Source organism: Dechloromonas sp. HYN0024, from assembly GCF_003441615.1.
Lineage (GTDB): Bacteria > Pseudomonadota > Gammaproteobacteria > Burkholderiales > Rhodocyclaceae > Azonexus.
Map to the genome: position 1 here is coordinate 822,958 of NZ_CP031842.1, position 24,869 is coordinate 847,826.

Sequence of the window (24,869 nt, forward strand, 5' to 3'; positions counted from 1 at the left end):
ATGAATTTTCAGCGCGGTCGTAGCCGGGAAGAGCCGGAAATCAACCTGATTCCGATGATCGACGTGTTGCTCGTGATCATCATTTTCCTGATGCTGACCACCACCTACGCCAAGTTTTCGGGGCTGGAGATCAACCTGCCGACGGCCGATGCCAGCAAGCAGGCAGAACAGCCGAATGAAGTGGCGGTGGCGGTGACGGCGAGCGGACAGGTCCTGATCAACAAGTCGCCGTTGACCACCAGCGACGTCAAGTCGATCGCCGATGGTTTGCGCCGGGCAGCGGGTGGTCGCGAAGATCCGTTGATCGTCATCAACGCCGATGCAAAGGCGACGCATCAAAGCGTCGTCGATATCATGCAGGCGGCGCAGACGGCGGGTTATCCGCACATTTCCTTCGCCACGCAGAATCGCTGATGCTGGCGCGCTGGCTACAGCGACAGTGGTTCGAGCAACGCCGGCTGACGCCGGCGTTGTGGCTTTTGCTGCCGCTGGCCGGGCTCTATGGCATGTTGAGTTGGGTGAATCGTCGACTGGCGTTGCCTCGCCGGCTGCCGGTCCCGGTCATCGTTGTCGGCAACCTGATTGTCGGCGGTGCCGGCAAGACGCCCCTGACCCTGTGGCTGGCCGAGCAACTGACCATGCGGGGCTGGCGGCCGGGCATCATCAGCCGTGGTTACGGGCGCAGGGGCGATGGCGTCATGGGGGTGAGGCCAGATGCCTTGCCGAATGAGGTTGGCGACGAGCCCTTGCTGCTTGCCCGGCGGAGTGGCATTCCGGTCTGGGTCGGGCGACGGCGCGCCGAGGCGGGAGCGGCCTTGCTCGATGCACATCCCGAGGTCAATGTTCTGCTCTGTGATGATGGTTTGCAGCATTACGGGCTGGCCCGCGATATCGAACTGGTCGTTTTTGATGCGCGCGGTGCCGGCAATGGCTGGCGTTTGCCGGTCGGGCCGCTGCGCGAGCCGCTCAGGCGACTGGCGACAGTCGATGCCGTGGTCGGCAACGATTTCACGGGGGCGCTCCCGGTCACGGTGCCGAGGTTTCCGATGCTGCTCAAGCCGGGCCATTTTTATCGCCTCGATGATCCGATGCAGACTTGTTCGGTGGATAGCCTGCGCGGCCGTGGCCGCTTGTATGCGCTGGCCGGCATCGGCAATCCAGAGCGATTTTTTCAGACCCTGGGTTCGCTTGGTTTGAGCTGTGAAAATCATCCTTTTCCCGATCATCATGCCTATTCCTTGGGCGATCTGACTTTTGCCGGTGATGGCATCCTGCTGATGACCGAGAAGGATGCAGTAAAATGTGCCGGACTGACGGTGGGTGAAACTTGGGTTCTGCCCGTCGAGGCCGAGCTTTCGCCGGCCCTTATAGACCTGATTTTGGAGAAACTGCGTGGACGCCAGGCTGCTTGATATTCTCGTCTGCCCGATTTGCAAGGGCAATCTCGAACACCGCAAAGCCGACAAGGAACTGGTCTGCAAACCTTGCAAGATTGCTTTCCCGATCCGCGACGATATCCCCGTCATGCTGGAGGATGAAGCACGCCAGTTGTCGGCGGACGGGCAGTAATGTCCGGCCTTGCCTTCAAGGTCGTCATTCCGGCGCGCTACGCGTCTACGCGCTTGCCGGGCAAGCCCCTGCTCGATCTCGGCGGCAAGCCGATGGTTGTCCGGGTGGCCGAGCGGGCGCGGCTGTCGGGGGCGGAGGAGATCTGGGTGGCGACCGACCATCCTGACGTCCGGGCGGCTGCCGAGGCGCATGAGGTGGCTGCGCTGATGACGCGCGGCGATCACCCGACCGGCACTGATCGCCTGGCTGAGGTGGTCGAGCAGCGAGGCTGGGGGCGCGACACCATCATTGTCAATGTGCAGGGTGACGAGCCGCTGATCGAGCCTGAGGTGATCCTCCAGACGGCCCGCCAACTGGCCGTCAGTGGTGCCGATATTGCGACGGTGGCGCACCCGATCAACGATCCGGCCGATTTCTTCAATCCGAATGTCGTCAAGGTGGTGTGCCGGGCCGACGGTGATGCAGCGTATTTTTCTCGCGCACCGATTCCCTATGCCCGTGATCATTTTGCCAGAGAGGCCGGGGGCGAGACCTTGCCGGCTGACTTTCCGGCCTATCGCCATGTCGGGCTGTACGCCTACCGGGCCAGTTTTTTGAAGGCATTTTCCGGTTTGAGCGTGGCGCCGACCGAGCACTTCGAGTCGCTCGAGCAGTTGCGCGCCCTCTGGCATGGCTACCGGATCAGCGTTACTTTGATCGATGCCGCCCCGGCCCCGGGTGTCGATACGCCCGAAGACGCAGAGCGGATGCGCAAACTGTTTGACCGGCCCGGAAATAGCGAGTAATTTTCCGCTTCTAGAGAACGGCCACAACTGAAGCCGATAACAAGAATTTTTTAGACAAACCCGAGGGATTTTTCATGAAATTGATTCTGTTGGGCGCACCTGGCGCTGGCAAGGGAACGCAGGCAACTTTTATCTCCAAGCAGTTCGGCATTCCCCAGATTTCCACCGGCGACATGCTGCGTGCGCAGGTCAAGGCGGGTACCGCCCTCGGCCTGGAAGCCAAGAAGCATATGGACGCAGGCGGCCTGGTGCCGGACGCCGTCATTATCGGTATGGTCAAGGATCGTCTGACCCAGGATGACTGCAAGAACGGTTACCTGTTTGACGGCTTCCCGCGCACCATTCCCCAGGCTCAGGCCATGAAGGACGCTGGCGTGCCGATCGAGTTCGTTCTCGAAATCGACGTGCCGGACAGCGACATCGTCACCCGTATGGCAGGCCGTCGTGCCCACCTGGCTTCTGGCCGTACCTACCACGTCGTGTTCAACCCTCCCAAGGTTGAAGGCAAGGACGACGTAACCGGCGAGCCGCTCGTCCAGCGTGACGATGACAAGGAAGAAACGGTCAAGAAGCGTCTGGAAATCTACCATTCGCAAACCAAGCCGCTGGTCGATTTCTACGGCAAGTGGGCGGCCGAAGGCGATGCCAAGGCCCCTAAGGTACGCAAGGTGGCCGGCGTCGGCAGTGTCGACGGCATTACCAAGAGCGTTTTTGACGCACTGAAGTAAGGGAACAAGATGGCGGTGAAAAATGCCTTCTACGCACAGTCAGGGGGCGTTACCGCCGTCATCAATGCTACCGCCTGCGGCCTGATCCAGGCCGCACGGCGGCATCCCGATAAAATCGGCAAGGTTCTGGCTGGGCGCGACGGCATCATCGGTGCCCTGACCGAAGACCTCATTGATACCAGTCTCGAATCCGATGAAACGATTGCCCGCCTGCGCCATACGCCGGGCGGCGCTTTCGGTTCGTGTCGCTACAAGCTGAAAAGCCTGGAGCAGCACAAGGCCCAATACGAACGCCTGATTGAAGTTTTCAAGGCGCACGACATCGGTTATTTCTTCTACAACGGCGGTAACGATTCCATGGATACCGCCTGGAAGGTGTCGCAGATCGCCGAAAAAATGGGTTATCCGGTGGTTTGTGTCGGTGTCCCGAAAACGGTGGACAACGATCTGCCGCTGACCGACTGCTGCCCTGGTTTTGGTTCGGTCGCCAAATACGTGGCGACCTCAATCCGCGAAGCTGGCTACGACGTTGCGTCGATGGCGCGTACTTCAACCAAGATTTTTGTCCTCGAAGTCATGGGTCGCCACGCCGGCTGGATTACCGCCGCCTGTGGACTGGCTTCTGAGACTGTTGGCGCACCGCCGCACATCCTGCTTTTTCCCGAAGTCCCGTTTGATCCCGAGCGTTTCCTGGCGCGTGTCGATGCCTGCGTCAAGGAATACGGCTATTGCACGGTGGCAGTTTCCGAGGGGTTGTCCGATGCCGATGGCAAGCTGATTGCCGAGTCGGGCACCAAGGATGCCTTTGGTCATTCGCAACTGGGGGGCGTTGGCCAGATGGTGGCCCAGCTGATCAAGGATAAATTGGGCTACAAATACCACTGGGCACTGGCCGACTACCTGCAGCGTTCGGCCCGCCACCTCGCCTCGCGCACCGATCTCGAGCAGGCGCATGCGCTCGGTGTGGCCGCGGTAGACCTCGCCTTGCAGGGCAAGAATGCGGTTATGGCGACCATTGAACGCCTGGCCGACAAACCCTATCGCTGGGCTATCGGCGATGCACCACTGGCCGATATCGCCAATGTCGAGCGCAAGATGCCGGCCGAGTTCATCACGCCGGATGGTTTTCATATCACCGATGCCTGCCGGACCTATCTGCAGCCCTTGATCGAAGGCGAGGAACCGCCGCCTTATCGCAATGGCCTGCCGGATTATGTATGCTTAAGTAATATTTCAGTGCCAAGGAAACTGCCGTTATTTGCAGTCTGATTTTTTGTTAGTCCACAAGGGGGAGAGCAAATGAGTTCAGCGTTGTTACTGGCGCTTGGTTGCGCCGTATTGGCAGTCCTGTATGGCTGGATTTCCAGTCAGCAGATCCTTGCGTTGCCCGCCGGTAATGCCCGCATGCAGGAAATCGCCAAGGCTATCCAGGAAGGTGCGGAAGCGTATCTGAGCCGACAGTACAAGACCATTGCCATGGTCGGCGTGGTTCTCTTTGTGGTCATTGGCGTTATTCCCAAGCTGGGCTGGCTGACCGCCTTTGGTTTCCTGATCGGTGCCGTGCTCTCCGGGGCAGCCGGTTTTATCGGCATGAACGTTTCGGTGCGGGCCAATGTCCGCACGGCTGAAGCTGCCCGTAATGGCATCGCACCCGCTCTCGACGTCGCCTTCAAGGGCGGCGCCATCACCGGCATGCTGGTGGTTGGCCTCGGCCTCATCGGCGTGGCCGGTTATTACGCTTTCCTCAAGTCAATCGGCGGCTCGGCTGATCTCCATCACGTCATCGAGCCGCTGGTCGGCCTGGCTTTCGGTTCCTCGCTGATTTCCATCTTCGCCCGTCTTGGCGGCGGTATTTTTACCAAGGGCGCCGACGTCGGTGCTGACCTGGTGGGCAAGGTTGAAGCAGGCATTCCCGAAGATGACCCGCGTAATCCGGCGGTGATCGCCGACAACGTCGGTGACAACGTCGGCGACTGTGCCGGCATGGCCGCCGACCTGTTCGAAACCTATGCCGTGACCGTTGTTGCGACGATGGTTCTGGCGGCGCTGATCATCAAGACGACGGTTGGCCTCGGTGAAAACCTGGTGCTCTACCCGCTGGCGCTTGGCGGTGTCTCGATCATTGCTTCGATTGTCGGTTGCTATTTCGTCAAGGCGACTGAAGGTGGCAAGATCATGGCGGCTCTCTATCGCGGCCTAATCGTTGCCGGTGTATTGGCCCTGGCCTTCTACTATCCGGTGACCTCATGGCTGATCGGTGCCGGGGCAACGTTGCCTGACGGTACGGTGATCAATACCGCCACCATGTTTGGTTGCTCGGTTGTTGGCCTGGTGCTGACAGCGGCACTGGTGTGGATTACCGAGTACTACACCGGCACCGACTACGCGCCGGTCAAACACGTTGCTGCTGCATGCCAGACAGGTCATGCGACCAACATCATTGCCGGTATCGGTGTCTCGATGAAGGCGACTGCCTTGCCGGTGCTTTCCGTCTGCGCCGCGATCTATGCGGCCTTCGCGATGGGCGGGCTGTTTGGTATCGCCATTGCGGCGACCTCCATGCTGTCGATGGCCGGTATCGTGGTGGCGCTTGACGCTTACGGCCCGATCACCGACAACGCTGGCGGCATCGCCGAAATGGCCGAACTGCCGAAGGAAGTGCGCAATGTCACCGATCCGCTCGATGCCGTTGGTAACACCACCAAGGCGGTGACCAAGGGTTATGCCATCGGTTCGGCCGGCCTTGCTGCACTGGTCCTGTTTGCCGACTATACGCATGGTCTGGAAGCAGTATCCGGCAAGGTCTTTACCTTTGACCTGTCGAATCACCTAGTCATTATTGGTCTCTTCATCGGTGGCCTGATTCCCTTCCTGTTTGGCGCCATGGCCATGGAAGCAGTCGGTCGTTCGGCCAGCGCGGTCGTTGTTGAAGTGCGTCGCCAGTTCAAGGAAATCCCGGGCATCATGGAAGGGACGGCCAAGCCGGACTATTCGCGTGCGGTCGACATGCTGACCGTTGCAGCCATCAAGGAAATGATGATTCCCTCGATCCTGCCGGTCGCCGTGCCGATCGTCGTTGGCCTGATATTGGGTCCGGTCGCGCTGGGTGGCCTGCTGGTGGGGACCATCGTGACGGGTCTGTTCGTTGCTATTTCGATGACGACGGGCGGCGGCGCCTGGGATAACGCCAAGAAATACATCGAAGACGGCCATTTTGGTGGCAAGGGCTCTGATGCCCACAAGGCTGCTGTGACCGGTGATACGGTCGGTGATCCGTATAAAGATACGGCGGGTCCGGCCGTTAATCCGCTTATCAAGATCATTAATCTTGTCGCACTGCTCATTGTTCCGCTGATCGCCTGAATGAGTGTTGAGTAATAAAAAGGCGGTCTAGGCCGCCTTTTTACATTTCTTATAAATGCCATTGTCAAGCCAAGCTAGAATTGCAAAAAACAGAGGAGTGGCATGAGCGACGCTGCAAGTAAGTCCGCCGGAGTCGGCATTTCCGGGGTGCGGGAGGATATCCTGCACCACGATCCCTTACTGGATTGCCTGGTTGAACTGACGCGCATCCATGGTCGCCCCAGTACGCGAGCTGCGCTGGTGGCCGGTCTGCCCCTCGAAAAGGGCTCCTTGTCACCTTCCTTGTTCGGGCGTGCGGCCGGGCGTGCCGGCCTGTCGGCCAAGGTGGTCAGGCGCCCTCTGGCGCGTATCGATGACTTGCTGTTGCCTGCGGTTCTGCTGCTGAACAATGAAGAGGCCTGTGTCCTGCTCGGCTGGGACGAAGGCGGGCAAAGCGCCCGCCTGCTCTTTCCCGAAACAGGTCAGGGTTCGGTTCTGCTGTCGCGTGACGAACTGACTGAGCGCTATTCCGGCATTGCCATCTTCGCCCGGCCACATTTCCGCTTTGACAGCCGCACCCCGGAGGTAGGCGAGGTCAAGCTGCGCCATTGGTTCTGGGGGGCGTTGGCCGATCAGTGGCAGGTCTATCGTGACGTACTGGGTGCTGCCTTGCTGATCAATGTGATCGCCCTGGCCATGCCGCTATTCACGATGAACGTTTATGACCGGGTGGTGCCGAATCGGGCCATCGAGACCCTGTGGATGCTCGGTCTTGGGGTCATTCTGGTCATTGGTGTCGACATGATGCTGCGACTCTTGCGCGGCTATTTCCTCGATCTGGCCAGTGCGCGTATTGATATGCAACTGTCCGCAAAGATCATGGAGCGTGTGCTTGGTGTGCGTATGGAAGCACGGCCTTCTGCGGTCGGTGCCTTTTCATCGAACCTTCGATCATTCGAGTCGGTGCGTGATTTCATCACCTCGGCTTCGGTCACCGCATTCATTGACCTGCCCTTTGCCCTGCTCTTCGTGATGGTTATCGCCATCATTGCCTGGCAGTTGATCATCCCGGTCCTGCTGGCCATTGTCTTCGTGGTCATCTACGCCTACATCCTGCAGCACAAGATGCATGCCTTGTCGGAAACGACCTATCGCGCTAGCGCCCTGCGCAACGCGACATTGATCGAAAGTCTGACGGCGCTGGAAACGATCAAGACCCAGGGGGCTGAAGGCGTCATGCAGTCGAAGTGGGAAAAGAGCGTGGCCTTCGTGTCACGGGTCAACAACCAGATGCGCTTCCTGTCGGCGGCAGCGACCAACGGGGCGATGGAAATCCAGCAACTGGTCAATGTTGTCGTCGTGATTGCCGGCGTGTACATGATTGGTGATGGCAAGCTCAGTATGGGCGGCCTGATTGCCTGCACCATGCTGACTTCGCGGGCGGTGGCGCCGCTCGGGCAGATGGTTGGCCTGCTGATGCAATATCACAATGCCAAAGTGTCCCTTTCCTCGCTCGAGCAGATCATGACCAATCCGATCGAACGACCTGCTGATGCCAGTTTCGTTCATCGGCCCGAGCTCAAAGGAAATATCGAATTCCGTGATGTTCAGTTCAGCTACCCGAAGTCCCAGGTCGCCGCCCTGAAAGGGCTGACCTGCAAAATTAACGCCGGTGAAAAGGTCGTCGTAATCGGCCGTATCGGCTCCGGCAAGACGACCCTGCAAAAACTGTTGCTCGGCCTGTATCAGCCGACCGAAGGCGCGGTCAGCATCGACGGGGTCGATCTTCGCCAGCTTGATCCGGCCGATCTGCGACGAAACATTGGCTACGTGGCCCAGGATGTCACACTGTTCTATGGCACCTTGCGCGAGAACATCGCCATCGGCGCGCCTTATGCCGAGGATGCGGCGATCGTTGCGGCGGCCGAGGCGGGCGGATTGACGGAGTTTGTCAATCGCCATCCGGATGGTTTCGACATGATGATCGGTGAGCGCGGCGACTCGCTGTCTGGTGGACAGCGTCAGGGCGTGGCCATTGCCCGCGCCTTCCTCATGGACCCGCCTATCCTGTTGCTCGATGAGCCGACCAGTGCGATGGATTTCTCCTCCGAGCAGCAGTTCAAGGACCGGTTGCGGCAGATCGCCGGCCACAAGACCATTATTATCGTGACCCATCGCAACAGTCTGCTTGACCTGGCGACCCGGGTGCTGGTGGTCGATGATGGTCGGATTGTCGCGGATGGACCGCGTGACCAGGTGATTCAGGCCCTGCAGAGCGGTCGGGTCGGGAGAGCATCATGAAGCGCCTGATAGCGGTTTTCAACGCCCTGCACGCCTGGCTGGAAGGCATCGCCCAACGCGCTGCGCCTAATGTCGAAAGGCTACTCGGCCGCCTGCCCAGTCGTGAGGAAATCGACGTCGTCGATTTTGCCACCGATGCCGATCTCGCAATGCTGCGCCAGGAGCCGCTGCGGGCTCGTGTTCTGCTGCGTTCCATCGGTATTGTTTTTGCCGTGTTCATCCTTTGGGCCGCCGTCGCCAAGCTCGACGAGGTGACTCGCGGCGAGGGGCGGGTCATTCCTTCAAAGCAAGTCCAGGTGCTGCAGAGCATCGATGGCGGGCTGGTCTCCGAAATTCTGGTCAAAGAGGGTGACATCGTTCAGCCCAACCAGTTGTTGGTCAAAATTGATGAAACCCGGTTTGTCTCGTCGGTAAAGGAGAATCAGGCCCAGTATCTCGGTCTGGTCGCCAAGGCGGCCCGGCTGCGGGCGATTTCCGAAGGAAAGCTGTTTGTCCCGCCGGCCGAGGTGGTCAAGGCCGATGCGGCGATCGTTGATCAGGAGCGCCAGTTCTACGAGGCCAGAAACAGTGAGCTGACCGCTGCTGTCTCGATTGCCCGTCAGCAACTGGCCCAGCGACAGCAGGAACTGAACGAGGCGCAAGCTAAGCGTGCACAGGCATCACAAGGTTACGATCTGACCTCGAGGGAACTGTCGGTGACCCGTCCGCTGATCAATTCCGGCGCGGTGTCCGAAGTCGAACTGCTTCGTCTGGAGCGCGATGTTTCGCGCTACCGGGGTGAGCGCGATATGGCATCGGCCCAGATTTCGCGGGTTCAGGCCGCCATCAACGAGGCGCAGCGCAAGATCGAGGAGGTCGAACTGACTTTCCGTAACGATGCCAGCAAGGAGCTTTCCGAAACCATGGCCAAGCTCAATAGCCTGGCCGAAGGTAGCGTCGCCCTGTCTGATCGGGTCAAACAGTCGTCGATTCGTTCGCCGGTCAAAGGCACGGTCAAGCGACTGCTGGTCAATACGGTGGGCGGTGTCATCCAGCCCGGCAAGGACATGATCGAAATTGTTCCACTCGAAGACGCCCTCCTGCTCGAAGCGCGAGTGCAACCGAGAGATATCGCTTTTCTCCATCCGGGGCAGCCCGCCATCGTCAAGTTCACCGCCTATGACTTTTCCATCTACGGGGGCCTCGAAGGCACGCTTGAACATATTGGTGCCGACACGGTCATGGACGAGAAAGGCAACGCCTTCTATACGGTTCGCGTGCGGACCAACAAGCCCGGCTTCGGTGATGCCAATTTGCCGATCATCCCTGGCATGGTCGCCGAGGTCGATATTCTGACCGGCAAGAAGAGTGTCCTGGCCTATTTGATCAAGCCGGTCCTGCGTGCCAAGAGCGTCGCCATGACGGAGCGCTGATGAAACACTGGATCATCGATCGGGATGGCGTGCTTCTGCCTTCGTGGTGTGAGGCTTTTCCTCAGGCCTGCGTTCTTCAGCCGGATGAACTCGCCAAGCGCCCCCCGGGCGATTTGGCGGTTCTGTGGTGTCGTTGCCGCGCAGGGGAAACTGCTGACAGCGTGTTGCGCCAGGTCGAGTTGAATCCGGGCGAGTTTGCCGTTGTGTTGGCGGATGAGCCTGACGAAACCGTGGTTGCCGAATCGCTCGCACTCGGGGCTTCTGGATGCTGCAATACGCATGCAGCGCCGGAAGTGCTTCGTCAGGTTGCGCTGGTTGTCGAAAACGGCGGCCTGTGGGTTGGCCAAACACTATTGCGGCGTCTGGTGGGTAGCGCTTCACGGGTTCTTGCGTCGCGTGCTGACAGTCACAAGGAGGGTGAATGGCTGTCCCTCCTTTCAGACCGCGAAGCCCAGGTCGCCCGCCACGTGGCAGGCGGTGCGAGCAACCGTGAAATCGCCAATCAATTGTCGATCACCGAGCGAACCGTCAAGGCCCACCTTTCAGCCATTTTTGAAAAGCTTGGTTTGCGCGACCGGCTTCAACTCTCGCTACGCATCAACGGCTTAAATATGTAACGCCGTAAGTTGCTCATACCGCTGTGCCTTAGCTTCATCTGGCATCAGGTAACTACCGCAAGCCCTATAAATTCGGTCAGCGTTCCGGCTTTCCGCAACTCTCTGTTGCCGTCAGCCAGTAGAACACATGCCAGACAACGCGATGCCCTGCGCCCCCCCTCGGCTACTTTCAATGGCCATGCATCCGCCGAAAGCGGAAATATTTCACGTTTTCCCTCAAGACTGTACTTTGGTGCAATGGTTTGTCGGTATTGATACATCTACACTTTTAACATTGTTAATCGTGTCTGGAGTATCACCATGGCTCAAGTTCAAGTTGTCGCTCAGGTTTCCGTTCTTTCTGGCCAGGCATTTGCTCGCGACGGCGCCGGAAACATGCGGCGCCTCAAGCTTGGCGATGCGATACACGAAGGCGAGAGCGTCGTTGCCGCCAATGGTGCAAACGTTGTCCTGACGCTTGTCGATGGCCGGGAAATGACTGTTCCGGCGGGCCAAACGGCCCGTATTGATGCCGAAGTGGTGGCGAGCAGTCTTCCCGATGCGACCGATAGTGCTGTGGCAAATACCCCCAAGGGGTTTGAAAAAATTGCCCAGGTCCTGAAGTCCGGTGGTGATCTGGACTCCCTACTCGAAGAAGAAGCGCCGGCCGCAGGCCTGATTGGCCAGGGCGGGAATGAAGGACACACATTTGTCGAACTGTTGCGTATTGTTGAAAGCGTCGATCCGTTGGCGTATCAGTTTGGGACTGAGCGGGGGCGTCCGCTGGAAACAATTGAAGGTGCTCCGCTGGGAAGTAACACAGTGACCCCGGTGCCGACCATCACCCTCGACGCTAACATCACGCCGGACGACGTGATCAATGCCAGTGAATCCGGCATCAGCATCGCCATTACCGGTATCGTCGGAGGCGATGCGAAGGTGGGTGACACTGTCACCCTGTCCATCAATGGCCAGGATTTTACTGGTCTGGTTCTGGCTGATAAGACCTTCAGTATTTCGGTTCCGAGCAGCGACCTGGTCGCCGACAGCGACAAGACCATTGATGCCAAGGTTACTACTAGCGACGCGGCCGGGAATATTGGCAGTGCGACTGACACTGAAAGCTACACTATCGACACCACGGCGCCGAGCGTTGTGGTGAACATTGTTGATGCCAGCCTCAACAATGCGGACAAAGTTTCGTCGGTCACCTTTACCTTCAGCGAAGCCCCGGTTGGCTTCACGCTGGCTGACATCACGGCAGTGGGTGGCACCGTAAGTGGCCTGGCCGCGACGGCAGACCCGCTCGTTTATACAGCGACCTTCACGGCGAACGACGGATTTACTGGCAACGGCAGCGTGACCGTCACCAACGGTAGCTACACTGATGCAGCTCTCAATGCTGGAACGGGTAACAACGACACGGTAGGCATCGACACCACGGCGCCGAGCGTTGTGGTGAACATTGTTGATGCCAGCCTCAACAATGCGGACAAAGTTTCGTCGGTCACCTTTACCTTCAGCGAAGCCCCGGTTGGCTTCACGCTGGCTGACATCACGGCAGTGGGTGGCACCGTAAGTGGCCTGGCCGCGACGGCAGACCCGCTCGTTTATACAGCGACCTTCACGGCGAACGACGGATTTACTGGCAACGGCAGCGTGACCGTCACCAACGGTAGCTACACTGATGCAGCTCTCAATGCTGGAACGGGTAACAACGACACGGTAGGCATCGACACCACGGCGCCGAGCGTTGTGGTGAACATTGTTGATGCCAGCCTCAACAATGCGGACAAAGTTTCGTCGGTCACCTTTACCTTCAGCGAAGCCCCGGTTGGCTTCACGCTGGCTGACATCACGGCAGTGGGTGGCACCGTAAGTGGCCTGGCCGCGACGGCAGACCCGCTCGTTTATACAGCGACCTTCACGGCGAACGACGGATTTACTGGCAACGGCAGCGTGACCGTCACCAACGGTAGCTACACTGATGCAGCCCTCAATGCTGGAACGGGTAACAACGACACGGTAGGCATCGACACCACGGCGCCGAGCGTTGTGGTGAACATTGTTGATGCCAGCCTCAACAATGCGGACAAAGTTTCGTCGGTCACCTTTACCTTCAGCGAAGCCCCGGTTGGCTTCACGCTGGCTGACATCACGGCAGTGGGTGGCACCGTAAGTGGCCTGGCCGCGACGGCAGACCCGCTCGTTTATACAGCGACCTTCACGGCGAACGACGGATTTACTGGCAACGGCAGCGTGACCGTCACCAACGGTAGCTACACTGATGCAGCTCTCAATGCTGGAACGGGTAACAACGACACGGTAGGCATCGACACCACGGCGCCGAGCGTTGTGGTGAACATTGTTGATGCCAGCCTCAACAATGCGGACAAAGTTTCGTCGGTCACCTTTACCTTCAGCGAAGCCCCGGTTGGCTTCACGCTGGCTGACATCACGGCAGTGGGTGGCACCGTAAGTGGCCTGGCCGCGACGGCAGACCCGCTCGTTTATACAGCGACCTTCACGGCGAACGACGGATTTACTGGCAACGGCAGCGTGACCGTCACCAACGGTAGCTACACTGATGCAGCTCTCAATGCTGGAACGGGTAACAACGACACGGTAGGCATCGACACCACGGCGCCGAGCGTTGTGGTGAACATTGTTGATGCCAGCCTCAACAATGCGGACAAAGTTTCGTCGGTCACCTTTACCTTCAGCGAAGCCCCGGTTGGCTTCACGCTGGCTGACATCACGGCAGTGGGTGGCACCGTAAGTGGCCTGGCCGCGACGGCAGACCCGCTCGTTTATACAGCGACCTTCACGGCGAACGACGGATTTACTGGCAACGGCAGCGTGACCGTCACCAACGGTAGCTACACTAATGCAGCCCTCAATACTGGAACGGGTAACAACGACACGGTAGGCATCGACACCACGGCGCCGAGCGTTGTGGTGAACATTGTTGATGCCAGCCTCAACAATGCGGACAAAGTTTCGTCGGTCACCTTTACCTTCAGCGAAGCCCCGGTTGGCTTCACGCTGGCTGACATCACGGCAGTGGGTGGCACCGTAAGTGGCCTGGCCGCGACGGCAGACCCGCTCGTTTATACAGCGACCTTCACGGCGAACGACGGATTTACTGGCAACGGCAGCGTGACCGTCACCAACGGTAGCTACACTGATGCAGCTCTCAATGCTGGAACGGGTAACAACGACACGGTAGGCATCGACACCACGGCGCCGAGCGTTGTGGTGAACATTGTTGATGCCAGCCTCAACAATGCGGACAAAGTTTCGTCGGTCACCTTTACCTTCAGCGAAGCCCCGGTTGGCTTCACGCTGGCTGACATCACGGCAGTGGGTGGCACCGTAAGTGGCCTGGCCGCGACGGCAGACCCGCTCGTTTATACAGCGACCTTCACGGCGAACGACGGATTTACTGGCAACGGCAGCGTGACCGTCACCAACGGTAGCTACACTGATGCAGCCCTCAATGCTGGAACGGGTAACAACGACACGGTAGGCATCGACACCACGGCGCCGAGCGTTGTGGTGAACATTGTTGATGCCAGCCTCAACAATGCGGACAAAGTTTCGTCGGTCACCTTTACCTTCAGCGAAGCCCCGGTTGGCTTCACGCTGGCTGACATCACGGCAGTGGGTGGCACCGTAAGTGGCCTGGCCGCGACGGCAGACCCGCTCGTTTATACAGCGACCTTCACGGCGAACGACGGATTTACTGGCAACGGCAGCGTGACCGTCACCAACGGTAGCTACACTGATGCAGCTCTCAATGCTGGAACGGGTAACAACGACACGGTAGGCATCGACACCACGGCGCCGAGCGTTGTGGTGAACATTGTTGATGCCAGCCTCAACAATGCGGACAAAGTTTCGTCGGTCACCTTTACCTTCAGCGAAGCCCCGGTTGGCTTCACGCTGGCTGACATCACGGCAGTGGGTGGCACCGTAAGTGGCCTGGCCGCGACGGCAGACCCGCTCGTTTATACAGCGACCTTCACGGCGAACGACGGATTTACTGGCAACGGCAGCGTGACCGTCACCAACGGTAGCTACACTGATGCAGCTCTCAATGCTGGAACGGGTAACAACGACACGGTAGGCATCGACACCACGGCGCCGAGCGTTGTGGTGAACATTGTTGATGCCAGCCTCAACAATGCGGACAAAGTTTCGTCGGTCACCTTTACCTTCAGCGAAGCCCCGGTTGGCTTCACGCTGGCTGACATCACGGCAGTGGGTGGCACCGTAAGTGGCCTGGCCGCGACGGCAGACCCGCTCGTTTATACAGCGACCTTCACGGCGAACGACGGATTTACTGGCAACGGCAGCGTGACCGTCACCAACGGTAGCTACACTGATGCAGCTCTCAATGCTGGAACGGGTAACAACGACACGGTAGGCATCGACACCACGGCGCCGAGCGTTGTGGTGAACATTGTTGATGCCAGCCTCAACAATGCGGACAAAGTTTCGTCGGTCACCTTTACCTTCAGCGAAGCCCCGGTTGGCTTCACGCTGGCTGACATCACGGCAGTGGGTGGCACCGTAAGTGGCCTGGCCGCGACGGCAGACCCGCTCGTTTATACAGCGACCTTCACGGCGAACGACGGATTTACTGGCAACGGCAGCGTGACCGTCACCAACGGTAGCTACACTGATGCAGCTCTCAATGCTGGAACGGGTAACAACGACACGGTAGGCATCGACACCACGGCGCCGAGCGTTGTGGTGAACATTGTTGATGCCAGCCTCAACAATGCGGACAAAGTTTCGTCGGTCACCTTTACCTTCAGCGAAGCCCCGGTTGGCTTCACGCTGGCTGACATCACGGCAGTGGGTGGCACCGTAAGTGGCCTGGCCGCGACGGCAGACCCGCTCGTTTATACAGCGACCTTCACGGCGAACGACGGATTTACTGGCAACGGCAGCGTGACCGTCACCAACGGTAGCTACACTGATGCAGCTCTCAATGCTGGAACGGGTAACAACGACACGGTAGGCATCGACACCACGGCGCCGAGCGTTGTGGTGAACATTGTTGATGCCAGCCTCAACAATGCGGACAAAGTTTCGTCGGTCACCTTTACCTTCAGCGAAGCCCCGGTTGGCTTCACGCTGGCTGACATCACGGCAGTGGGTGGCACCGTAAGTGGCCTGGCCGCGACGGCAGACCCGCTCGTTTATACAGCGACCTTCACGGCGAACGACGGATTTACTGGCAACGGCAGCGTGACCGTCACCAACGGTAGCTACACTGATGCAGCCCTCAATGCTGGAACGGGTAACAACGACACGGTAGGCATCGACACCACGGCGCCGAGCGTTGTGGTGAACATTGTTGATGCCAGCCTCAACAATGCGGACAAAGTTTCGTCGGTCACCTTTACCTTCAGCGAAGCCCCGGTTGGCTTCACGCTGGCTGACATCACGGCAGTGGGTGGCACCGTAAGTGGCCTGGCCGCGACGGCAGACCCGCTCGTTTATACAGCGACCTTCACGGCGAACGACGGATTTACTGGCAACGGCAGCGTGACCGTCACCAACGGTAGCTACACTGATGCAGCTCTCAATGCTGGAACGGGTAACAACGACACGGTAGGCATCGACACCACGGCGCCGAGCGTTGTGGTGAACATTGTTGATGCCAGCCTCAACAATGCGGACAAAGTTTCGTCGGTCACCTTTACCTTCAGCGAAGCCCCGGTTGGCTTCACGCTGGCTGACATCACGGCAGTGGGTGGCACCGTAAGTGGCCTGGCCGCGACGGCAGACCCGCTCGTTTATACAGCGACCTTCACGGCGAACGACGGATTTACTGGCAACGGCAGCGTGACCGTCACCAACGGTAGCTACACTGATGCAGCTCTCAATGCTGGAACGGGTAACAACGACACGGTAGGCATCGACACCACGGCGCCGAGCGTTGTGGTGAACATTGTTGATGCCAGCCTCAACAATGCGGACAAAGTTTCGTCGGTCACCTTTACCTTCAGCGAAGCCCCGGTTGGCTTCACGCTGGCTGACATCACGGCAGTGGGTGGCACCGTAAGTGGCCTGGCCGCGACGGCAGACCCGCTCGTTTATACAGCGACCTTCACGGCGAACGACGGATTTACTGGCAACGGCAGCGTGACCGTCACCAACGGTAGCTACACTGATGCAGCTCTCAATGCTGGAACGGGTAACAACGACACGGTAGGCATCGACACCACGGCGCCGAGCGTTGTGGTGAACATTGTTGATGCCAGCCTCAACAATGCGGACAAAGTTTCGTCGGTCACCTTTACCTTCAGCGAAGCCCCGGTTGGCTTCACGCTGGCTGACATCACGGCAGTGGGTGGCACCGTAAGTGGCCTGGCCGCGACGGCAGACCCGCTCGTTTATACAGCGACCTTCACGGCGAACGACGGATTTACTGGCAACGGCAGCGTGACCGTCACCAACGGTAGCTACACTGATGCAGCTCTCAATGCTGGAACGGGTAACAACGACACGGTAGGCATCGACACCACGGCGCCGAGCGTTGTGGTGAACATTGTTGATGCCAGCCTCAACAATGCGGACAAAGTTTCGTCGGTCACCTTTACCTTCAGCGAAGCCCCGGTTGGCTTCACGCTGGCTGACATCACGGCAGTGGGTGGCACCGTAAGTGGCCTGGCCGCGACGGCAGACCCGCTCGTTTATACAGCGACCTTCACGGCGAACGACGGATTTACTGGCAACGGCAGCGTGACCGTCACCAACGGTAGCTACACTGATGCAGCCCTCAATGCTGGAACGGGTAACAACGACACGGTAGGCATCGACACCACGGCGCCGAGCGTTGTGGTGAACATTGTTGATGCCAGCCTCAACAATGCGGACAAAGTTTCGTCGGTCACCTTTACCTTCAGCGAAGCCCCGGTTGGCTTCACGCTGGCTGACATCACGGCAGTGGGTGGCACCGTAAGTGGCCTGGCCGCGACGGCAGACCCGCTCGTTTATACAGCGACCTTCACGGCGAACGACGGATTTACTGGCAACGGCAGCGTGACCGTCACCAACGGTAGCTACACTGATGCAGCTCTCAATGCTGGAACGGGTAACAACGACACGGTAGGCATCGACACCACGGCGCCGAGCGTTGTGGTGAACATTGTTGATGCCAGCCTCAACAATGCGGACAAAGTTTCGTCGGTCACCTTTACCTTCAGCGAAGCCCCGGTTGGCTTCACGCTGGCTGACATCACGGCAGTGGGTGGCACCGTAAGTGGCCTAGCCGCGACGGCAGACCCGCTCGTTTATACAGCGACCTTCACGGCGAACGACGGATTTACTGGCAACGGCAGCGTGACCGTCACCAACGGTAGCTACACTGATGCAGCTCTCAATGCTGGAACGGGTAACAACGACACGGTAGGCATCGACACCACGGCGCCGAGCGTTGTGGTGAACATTGTTGATGCCAGCCTCAACAATGCGGACAAAGTTTCGTCGGTCACCTTTACCTTCAGCGAAGCCCCGGTTGGCTTCACGCTGGCTGACATCACGGCAGTGGGTGGCACCGTAAGTGGCCTGGCCGCGACGGCAGACCCGCTCGTTTATACAGCGACCTTCACGGCGAACGACGGATTTACTGGCAACGGCAGCGTGACCGTCACCAACGGTAGCTACACTGATGCAGCTCTCAATGCTGGAACGGGTAACAACGACACGGTAGGCATCGACACCACGGCGCCGAGCGTTGTGGTGAACATTGTTGATGCCAGCCTCAACAATGCGGACAAAGTTTCGTCGGTCACCTTTACCTTCAGCGAAGCCCCGGTTGGCTTCACGCTGGCTGACATCACGGCAGTGGGTGGCACCGTAAGTGGCCTGGCCGCGACGGCAGACCCGCTCGTTTATACAGCGACCTTCACGGCGAACGACGGATTTACTGGCAACGGCAGCGTGACCGTCACCAACGGTAGCTACACTGATGCAGCTCTCAATGCTGGAACGGGTAACAACGACACGGTAGGCATCGACACCACGGCGCCGAGCGTTGTGGTGAACATTGTTGATGCCAGCCTCAACAATGCGGACAAAGTTTCGTCGGTCACCTTTACCTTCAGCGAAGCCCCGGTTGGCTTCACGCTGGCTGACATCACGGCAGTGGGTGGCACCGTAAGTGGCCTGGCCGCGACGGCAGACCCGCTCGTTTATACAGCGACCTTCACGGCGAACGACGGATTTACTGGCAACGGCAGCGTGACCGTCACCAACGGTAGCTACACTGATGCAGCTCTCAATGCTGGAACGGGTAACAACGACACGGTAGGCATCGACACCACGGCGCCGAGCGTTGTGGTGAACATTGTTGATGCCAGCCTCAACAATGCGGACAAAGTTTCGTCGGTCACCTTTACCTTCAGCGAAGCCCCGGTTGGCTTCACGCTGGCTGACATCACGGCAGTGGGTGGCACCGTAAGTGGCCTGGCCGCGACGGCAGACCCGCTCGTTTATACAGCGACCTTCACGGCGAACGACGGATTTACTGGCAACGGCAGCGTGACCGTCACCAACGGTAGCTACACTGATGCAGCCCTCAATGCTGGAACGGGTAACAACGACACGGTAGGCATCGACACCACGGCGCCGACGGTCATGGCTCAATGGATTGATTATTGGCAGTTCAATCAGGGTAGCGGCACGACCACCACAAATTTCAATCCGACCATAGATCAGATTGGCACGATTACCAATAACACCCCACGTGCTGTTCAACCGGCTGACCCTGTTGCCAACCTGAGTCCGACATGGACAACGGGGCGCAATGGTTCCACGGCTATCCAGTTCAACGGTGTCGGCGGGTCTTCGGCGGCTAGAGATGGCGGCTGGGTGGCTCTCGCTTCTTCTGTTACGGATGCCTTGGCCGGGCAAACAGCGGCCAAGGCTGCATCCCTCAGTTTCTGGATCAAGACGTCCCAGGTCGGCTCGAATATCGGCTGGGATTCACCATCTGTCATCGGTATGGAAAACAACGGGGGTACGGTTGACGTCCAGTGGGGCTTCATCAATAACCAGGGCAAGATCGGCTTTGGGATTGGCGATAACGCTGGTCTGATGAGTAATAACGCGATCAACGACAATCAGTGGCATAGCGTTGTGATGTCTCATGATTTCGTGACGGGCAGAACCTACATGTGGGTCGATGGCGTTGCTCAGACGATTAACGGTACGGTACTTGCCGCTGGCTCCGTCGCGCCAAACAAATTCCTTGGCTTTGGGGTAACCTCCGATGATGGTGCTACTTCAAACCGTTTCCTCAATGGTGCTCTGGAAGATGCGCGAATTTATGATGGAGTTTTAACAAATTCTCAGGCTCAAGCTATTTACGAGACTGAACTGTGGGGAAATCAACATTCCGTCATTGCCAACGACGGTCATGAACTTCGGTTCTCATTGGGTCTGGCAGATGCCGCATCGGTCATACTGTCCGGATTAGTCTCAGGTACTGTAGTGACCGATGGAGCAGGTGGACATAGCGGCACGGTTGGCGCTGGGGGGGTACTGGATATCTCGGCTTGGGGAGCTTCAGAAGTAGTCCTTAGCAATTACGGATCAGGATCATTTCACATTACGATCTCCGGGGCAGATACAGTAGGTAACACGACTACACAACTGCTATCAGTGGCAAATGCCTCGGATATGTATGCGGGAACTTCCAGCAACGATATGCTAGATGCGTCGGTAAATGCTAATGCACACGTCCTGGCTGGCGGCGCAGGTAGCGATACCTTGCTTGGCGGTAGTGGCTCAGACGTTCTGATTGGCGGGGCTGGCGACGATTCGCTGACTGGCGGACTGGGGTCCGACACCTTTGCCTGGAGTCTTTCCGATAAGGGTACGGTCGGAACACCTGCGGTTGATACTGTGTTCGGCTTCGATGTTGCGTCCAAAGCATCAGGCGGCGATGTGCTCGATCTGCGTGATCTCCTGCCCAATGGTGCGACCAATACGACAACGCTAGATAGCTATCTGAATTTCAGCAAGTCAGGATTGGATACGGTCATCGACGTCAAGACTGATGGTGTAAACGTGACGCAGAAGATCGTGCTGGCCAACGTCGATCTCGGTGCGACCGGTTTCAATGACGCTACGATCATTCAGGATCTACTGTCCAAGGGGAAGCTGATTACCGACTAAGTGACTTCATCCAGACCCGTCCTGATCCAGGGTGACACCTGTTTCGACGGATAGGCCAGCCTAATTACTGGCCTGCAAAGATGCCCGATGAACCTCATCGGGCGTTTTTAATTGTAGCGACAAATGCGGCCTCTCCTGGTTGTAGATGGCGATGGATTGACTGACCATGTGCCGTGCTTGATTTAGGTCGCTGGGCTGCTGAAGTAGGAACTCGTGCTTCAAAATGCCATTGACCCTTTCCGCGAGAGCATTCTGATAACAGTCGTAGCCGTCCGTCATTGAGCAAATCAGGCCGTTTTTGCGATGAATGGCCTGATACTCATTCGAGCAGTATTGAATACCCCTGTCCGAATGATGGATCAGCGCCTGATTTCCCCTGCGTCCTTTCAGTGCCATCTTCAAGGCCTGGCTTACCTCGGCTGTGTGCAGGCTGTCATGGACGTGGTAACCGACGATCTTGCGGGAATAGGCATCGGTGATCAGGCTCAAATAGGCGCAGCGTTCTCGGGTGGGCAGATAGGTAATGTCGGCGACCCAAACCTGCTCACTCGCTTCGGGACAAATTTGCTCCGGACCGGCTTTGAGCAAGTTGGGATGTCGCCGGAAACGATGGTGGCTGTCGGTCGTCTTGTGATATGCCCGCTTGGTTGGCACCAACAGGCGATTCCAACGCAACAGATCGAACAAGGCATCACGCCCAAGGCCACGGCCTTCCGCCGCCAGCGTCGGGCCAAGTAAGTGATGCAGCTTGCGCGTTCCCAAACGGGGCTGACGCAAGCGCTTGGTCTTCACCAGTTCCAGAACTCGTTCGTACTTGACCTCATCTTGCGCCCGACGGTGCTGCCACTGGTAATGCGCCTGCCGACTGATTCCCATATAGCGGCAAGCCGTCGATACACTCAGCCCTTCAACGGACTTTTGCGTGAGGACTTGCCCACAGGCTTTTTTACGACGCGGACTCCGTAGTCTTTCTTCAAAACGTCGATAACCGCCTCGAAGAATTGGGATTTCTCCCGCGCTTCCTTGAGCTGGACTTCCAGTTCCTTGATCCGCTGTTCCGGAGTCAGGCTCGTCACTGATTGGGTTGGGTCACTCATGCGACCGTAGTGTGCCATCGCATCCCAGTTCTGGCGACCGTGTTTTCGCAACCAGGCCAAGACCGTCGATTTCCCTTGAATGCCATAGCGATCTTGCGCCTGTCTGCAGCTAAGTTCGCCTTTTTCTACCTGCTCAACTACCGCCCGTTTAAAAGTCAGCGTGTAGTCTCGCTGCGTCCGCTTAATCCCTGATTTTTTCGCTTGTCCGTGACGATCTGGTCTTGATCCGTTTACTCGTGCTGACGCAGCTTGGCGACGCTGGGGATATGAATCTTGCGCCCTTCGACGACAATCAGGCCGAGGTCGGTCAGTTCGTGCAGGATGCGCGAGAAATGTTCCTGCGTAAGGTTGAGACGGGAGGCGATGACGCCCTTATTGGTCGGCAGGGTGACGGCGATGTTGAGGCCTTCGTTATCCGTTTCTGGAATTTCGCGTAGCAGGTAGCCAATGATGCGCTGCTTGCCGGAGTGCAGCGAATACGATTCGACGTCGTTCATCAGCTGATGCAGGCGCATGGCCATGCCGGCCAGCATCTTGCGGCAGAGGTTGTGGTCGCGCTGCAATTCCTCGAAGACGACACCCTTGGTGACATGCAGCAACAGACAGTCGGTCAGCGCCTGCGCGAAGACGATGTACGGCTTCTCCATGAACATGATGGCTTCGCCGAAACTCTGGCCCTGGCTGATGATCTCGACGACCTTTTCGCTGCCTTGCGACGAGGTGAAGGCCAACTTGATCTGGCCGTAGACCAGCAGGTGAAAGCCATTGCAGGGGTCACCCTTGTGGAACAGGATTTCCCCCTTGCTGGCGTGTACTTCCCTTGTGCCACGGGCAATCCGCCCAAGTTCATCCGGGGCCAGCCCCTGGAAGAGTGGGACGTGGGTGAGGAGAGCTTCGATATTGATGGGGTGATTGCCTTGCATGATTCAGGTGCCAAAACGGTAACAGGTAATCTTGGCATCCGGACGAAGCCGTCGCAATACGCCTTTGTGACTACTCACTGCCGTGTGAGCTGGACATAGAGGAGGGGCAGGCGGCTCGGCAGTTCCTCCGGTTTGCGGATGACGCAAAAGCCGGCCGGGCCGAAAAGGTAGGGCAGGTAGGCCCCGGCCTCGTGGTCGATGGTCACGCAAAACGGCGTCAGGCCGAGGCGACGGGCTTCGTGCACGGCCATCCGGGTGTCCTCGATACCGTAGCGCGAGTCGTAGATGTCGAGGTCGTTCGGTTTGCCATCGGTGATGATCAGCAGCAGGCGGCGACTGGCCGGCTGCTCGGCGAGAATGGCCGCGGCCTGACGGATGGCAGCCCCCATCCGCGTGTAGTAACCGGGCTTGATGGTCAGGATGCGGCCACGGGCGGCGGCGTCGTAGCGCCCGGCAAAGTCCTTGAGCAGATGGAAGCGGATGTTCTGGCGGCGCAGCGAGGAAAAACCGTAAATGCCGAAACGGTCGCCGGTGGCGGTCAGTGCCTCCGAGAAGAGGAGGAGCGAATCGCGGATGACGTCGATGATGCGGTGCGAATTAGAAATCGGCGCATCGGTAGACATCGACAGGTCGGCCAGCAGCAGGCAGGCCAGGTCGCGTTCGCAGCGCGCCTGCGCAAGGTGGCCGCCGGCTTCCGGCGTATGGCCGGAGGCGCGGTCGGCATGATTGCGCACGCAGGAATCGACATCGAGTTCGGGACCGTCGGGTTGACCCTTGAGCCAGCGTCGCTGCGGGGCGAGGGCGGCGAACTGGCCGCGCAATTTGCGGGCGGTGGCGGCGAGTTCCTGCGGCAGGGCAGCCTCGCCGGCGTCGTGAGCGACCATCGGTTGCAGCAGGCAGTGTGCCGGCAGCATCTGGCTTTTCCGATAGTCCCACTCGGGCAGGGCAAGGCCGGGGCCGATCGGCGTGTCGTCTTCGGCCGCCGAGGGCAGGTCGAGGTCGAACTTGACGCGCGACTTGGCCGATTCGCCATCGCGGGTCAGCGACAGTTTGTTGAGGTCGCGGGCGGCATCGCTGGCATTCGGGTCTTCGTCATCGTCGAAGGCGCGATTGACGCGGACGTACTCGGCCCAGGTCGGCAGGCTTTCGGCGCGGAACATGACCATCATCGGCGTCTTGTTGTCGGGCGTCTCGACTTGCTCGGCCTTGTGCGCCTCCCTGGTGGCTTCCGCCTTGCCGCCGCTGCCTTCGGGCGTCAGATCGCCGTTCGGGTCGGCGACTTGGTCGGTGATGTCGATTTTGTCGGCGCCAATCAGCCAGAGCAGTACGGGTTGTGGCGGCCTGGATTTGAGCGAAGTGAGCGGTGGCAGGCCATCAACTGAACCCGGTTGGGCCAGCGCCTGGCGAATGGCGCTTTCCTGAGCGGCCTCGTCGGCCTGCATTTGGCCGGGGTCGATGCGGCCGGCTAGATGCGCTGCGACCAGGCGGCGGTAGCGGTCATTGAGGCCGGGGTAGTGTTCAAGCACCGTGCGACTGGCGATCTGATTGCGCGTGAACCATGGCTGTTCCGGGGCGATATCGCTGGCGGCCAGCGCCGCCAGCCACAGGTAGAGATCGCGGTTCAGCGATTTTTCCGGAAAGACGGCGATTTCCGCGGGCAGGCGCAGGGTTTCGGCATCGCGCCGGCCCTGGGCGATGCGCTCGTTGCTGCCGGCCAGTCGCTGCAGCCAATGGCGGCGGGCACCATGTTCGGCCGAGGTGGCTGCGGCGACCTTGAGGCCGGGGTCACCACCGAAGGCGCGAAACAGAATGCCGGCCGTTTTTTCGACGTCAGCCAGTTTGACTGCGGCCTCGGGATAATGGCCGGCGGCGGCTTTGGTGACCCAGTTGTGCCAGAGTTTGCCGATGAATTCTTCCAT

General features: G+C 58.8%; 14 protein-coding genes. 11 read left to right on the top strand and 3 right to left on the bottom strand.

The features are described from left to right. From HYN24_RS03990 to HYN24_RS04040, 11 genes are all read left to right on the top strand, one after another. Nucleotides 1-414 (top strand): biopolymer transporter ExbD, encoded by a 414-nt coding sequence (locus HYN24_RS03990; RefSeq protein WP_117608058.1) that lies wholly within the window; start codon nt 1-3, stop codon nt 412-414. Continuing rightward, a complete protein-coding gene (lpxK, locus tag HYN24_RS03995; protein ID WP_117608059.1) occupies nt 414-1,412 on the top strand; it encodes a tetraacyldisaccharide 4'-kinase in 999 nt (332 codons plus the stop codon). Before HYN24_RS03990 ends, lpxK begins: the two co-directional genes overlap by 1 nt. After that, a complete protein-coding gene (locus HYN24_RS04000; protein WP_117608060.1) occupies nt 1,393-1,569 on the top strand; it encodes a Trm112 family protein in 177 nt (58 codons plus the stop codon). The genes lpxK and HYN24_RS04000 overlap by 20 nt, the downstream gene beginning before the upstream one ends. Then, the gene (gene kdsB, locus HYN24_RS04005) at nt 1,569-2,354 is read left to right on the top strand and encodes a 3-deoxy-manno-octulosonate cytidylyltransferase (protein ID WP_117608061.1); all 786 of its coding nucleotides are present in this window, start codon (nt 1,569-1,571) and stop codon (nt 2,352-2,354) included. Before HYN24_RS04000 ends, kdsB begins: the two co-directional genes overlap by 1 nt. Nucleotides 2,355-2,428: 74 nt before the next feature. Continuing rightward, nucleotides 2,429-3,082 carry an adenylate kinase gene (adk, locus tag HYN24_RS04010; RefSeq protein WP_117608062.1) on the top strand — a complete coding sequence of 218 codons (654 nt, stop codon included), beginning with the start codon at nt 2,429-2,431 and terminating at the stop codon, nt 3,080-3,082. A gap of 9 nt (nt 3,083-3,091) precedes the next feature. After that, nucleotides 3,092-4,351, top strand: a complete 1,260-nt coding sequence (locus HYN24_RS04015; protein ID WP_117608063.1) for a 6-phosphofructokinase — start codon at nt 3,092-3,094, stop codon at nt 4,349-4,351. A 30-nt stretch (nt 4,352-4,381) separates the two neighbouring features. Continuing rightward, nucleotides 4,382-6,445 (top strand): sodium-translocating pyrophosphatase, encoded by a 2,064-nt coding sequence (locus HYN24_RS04020; RefSeq protein ID WP_117608064.1) that lies wholly within the window; start codon nt 4,382-4,384, stop codon nt 6,443-6,445. 102 nt (nt 6,446-6,547) lie between these two features. Further along, a complete protein-coding gene (locus tag HYN24_RS04025) occupies nt 6,548-8,725 on the top strand; it encodes a type I secretion system permease/ATPase (protein ID WP_117608065.1) in 2,178 nt (725 codons plus the stop codon). Continuing rightward, the gene (locus tag HYN24_RS04030; protein ID WP_117608066.1) at nt 8,722-10,137 is read left to right on the top strand and encodes an HlyD family type I secretion periplasmic adaptor subunit; all 1,416 of its coding nucleotides are present in this window, start codon (nt 8,722-8,724) and stop codon (nt 10,135-10,137) included. Before HYN24_RS04025 ends, HYN24_RS04030 begins: the two co-directional genes overlap by 4 nt. Next, nucleotides 10,137-10,754 carry a response regulator transcription factor gene (locus tag HYN24_RS04035; protein WP_117608067.1) on the top strand — a complete coding sequence of 206 codons (618 nt, stop codon included), beginning with the start codon at nt 10,137-10,139 and terminating at the stop codon, nt 10,752-10,754. The genes HYN24_RS04030 and HYN24_RS04035 overlap by 1 nt, the downstream gene beginning before the upstream one ends. A gap of 300 nt (nt 10,755-11,054) precedes the next feature. Next, nucleotides 11,055-20,930 carry an Ig-like domain-containing protein gene (locus HYN24_RS04040; RefSeq protein WP_117608068.1) on the top strand — a complete coding sequence of 3,292 codons (9,876 nt, stop codon included), beginning with the start codon at nt 11,055-11,057 and terminating at the stop codon, nt 20,928-20,930. A 60-nt stretch (nt 20,931-20,990) separates the two neighbouring features. Here HYN24_RS04040 and HYN24_RS04045 read toward each other — a convergent pair. From HYN24_RS04045 to HYN24_RS04055, 3 genes are all read right to left on the bottom strand, one after another. After that, a protein-coding gene (locus tag HYN24_RS04045) for an IS3 family transposase (protein ID WP_371413242.1) occupies nt 20,991-22,213 on the bottom strand; the annotation gives its coding sequence in 2 pieces (ribosomal slippage) (nt 20,991-21,880 and nt 21,880-22,213; 1,224 coding nt in all). Between the two features lie 44 nt (nt 22,214-22,257). Beyond that, nucleotides 22,258-22,950, bottom strand: coding sequence for a Crp/Fnr family transcriptional regulator (locus tag HYN24_RS04050; RefSeq protein WP_117608070.1), 693 nt, complete (start codon nt 22,948-22,950; stop codon nt 22,258-22,260). A 74-nt stretch (nt 22,951-23,024) separates the two neighbouring features. After that, entirely contained in the window at nt 23,025-24,869 is a 1,845-nt protein-coding gene (locus tag HYN24_RS04055) for a nitric oxide reductase activation protein NorD (RefSeq protein WP_117608071.1), read from the bottom strand.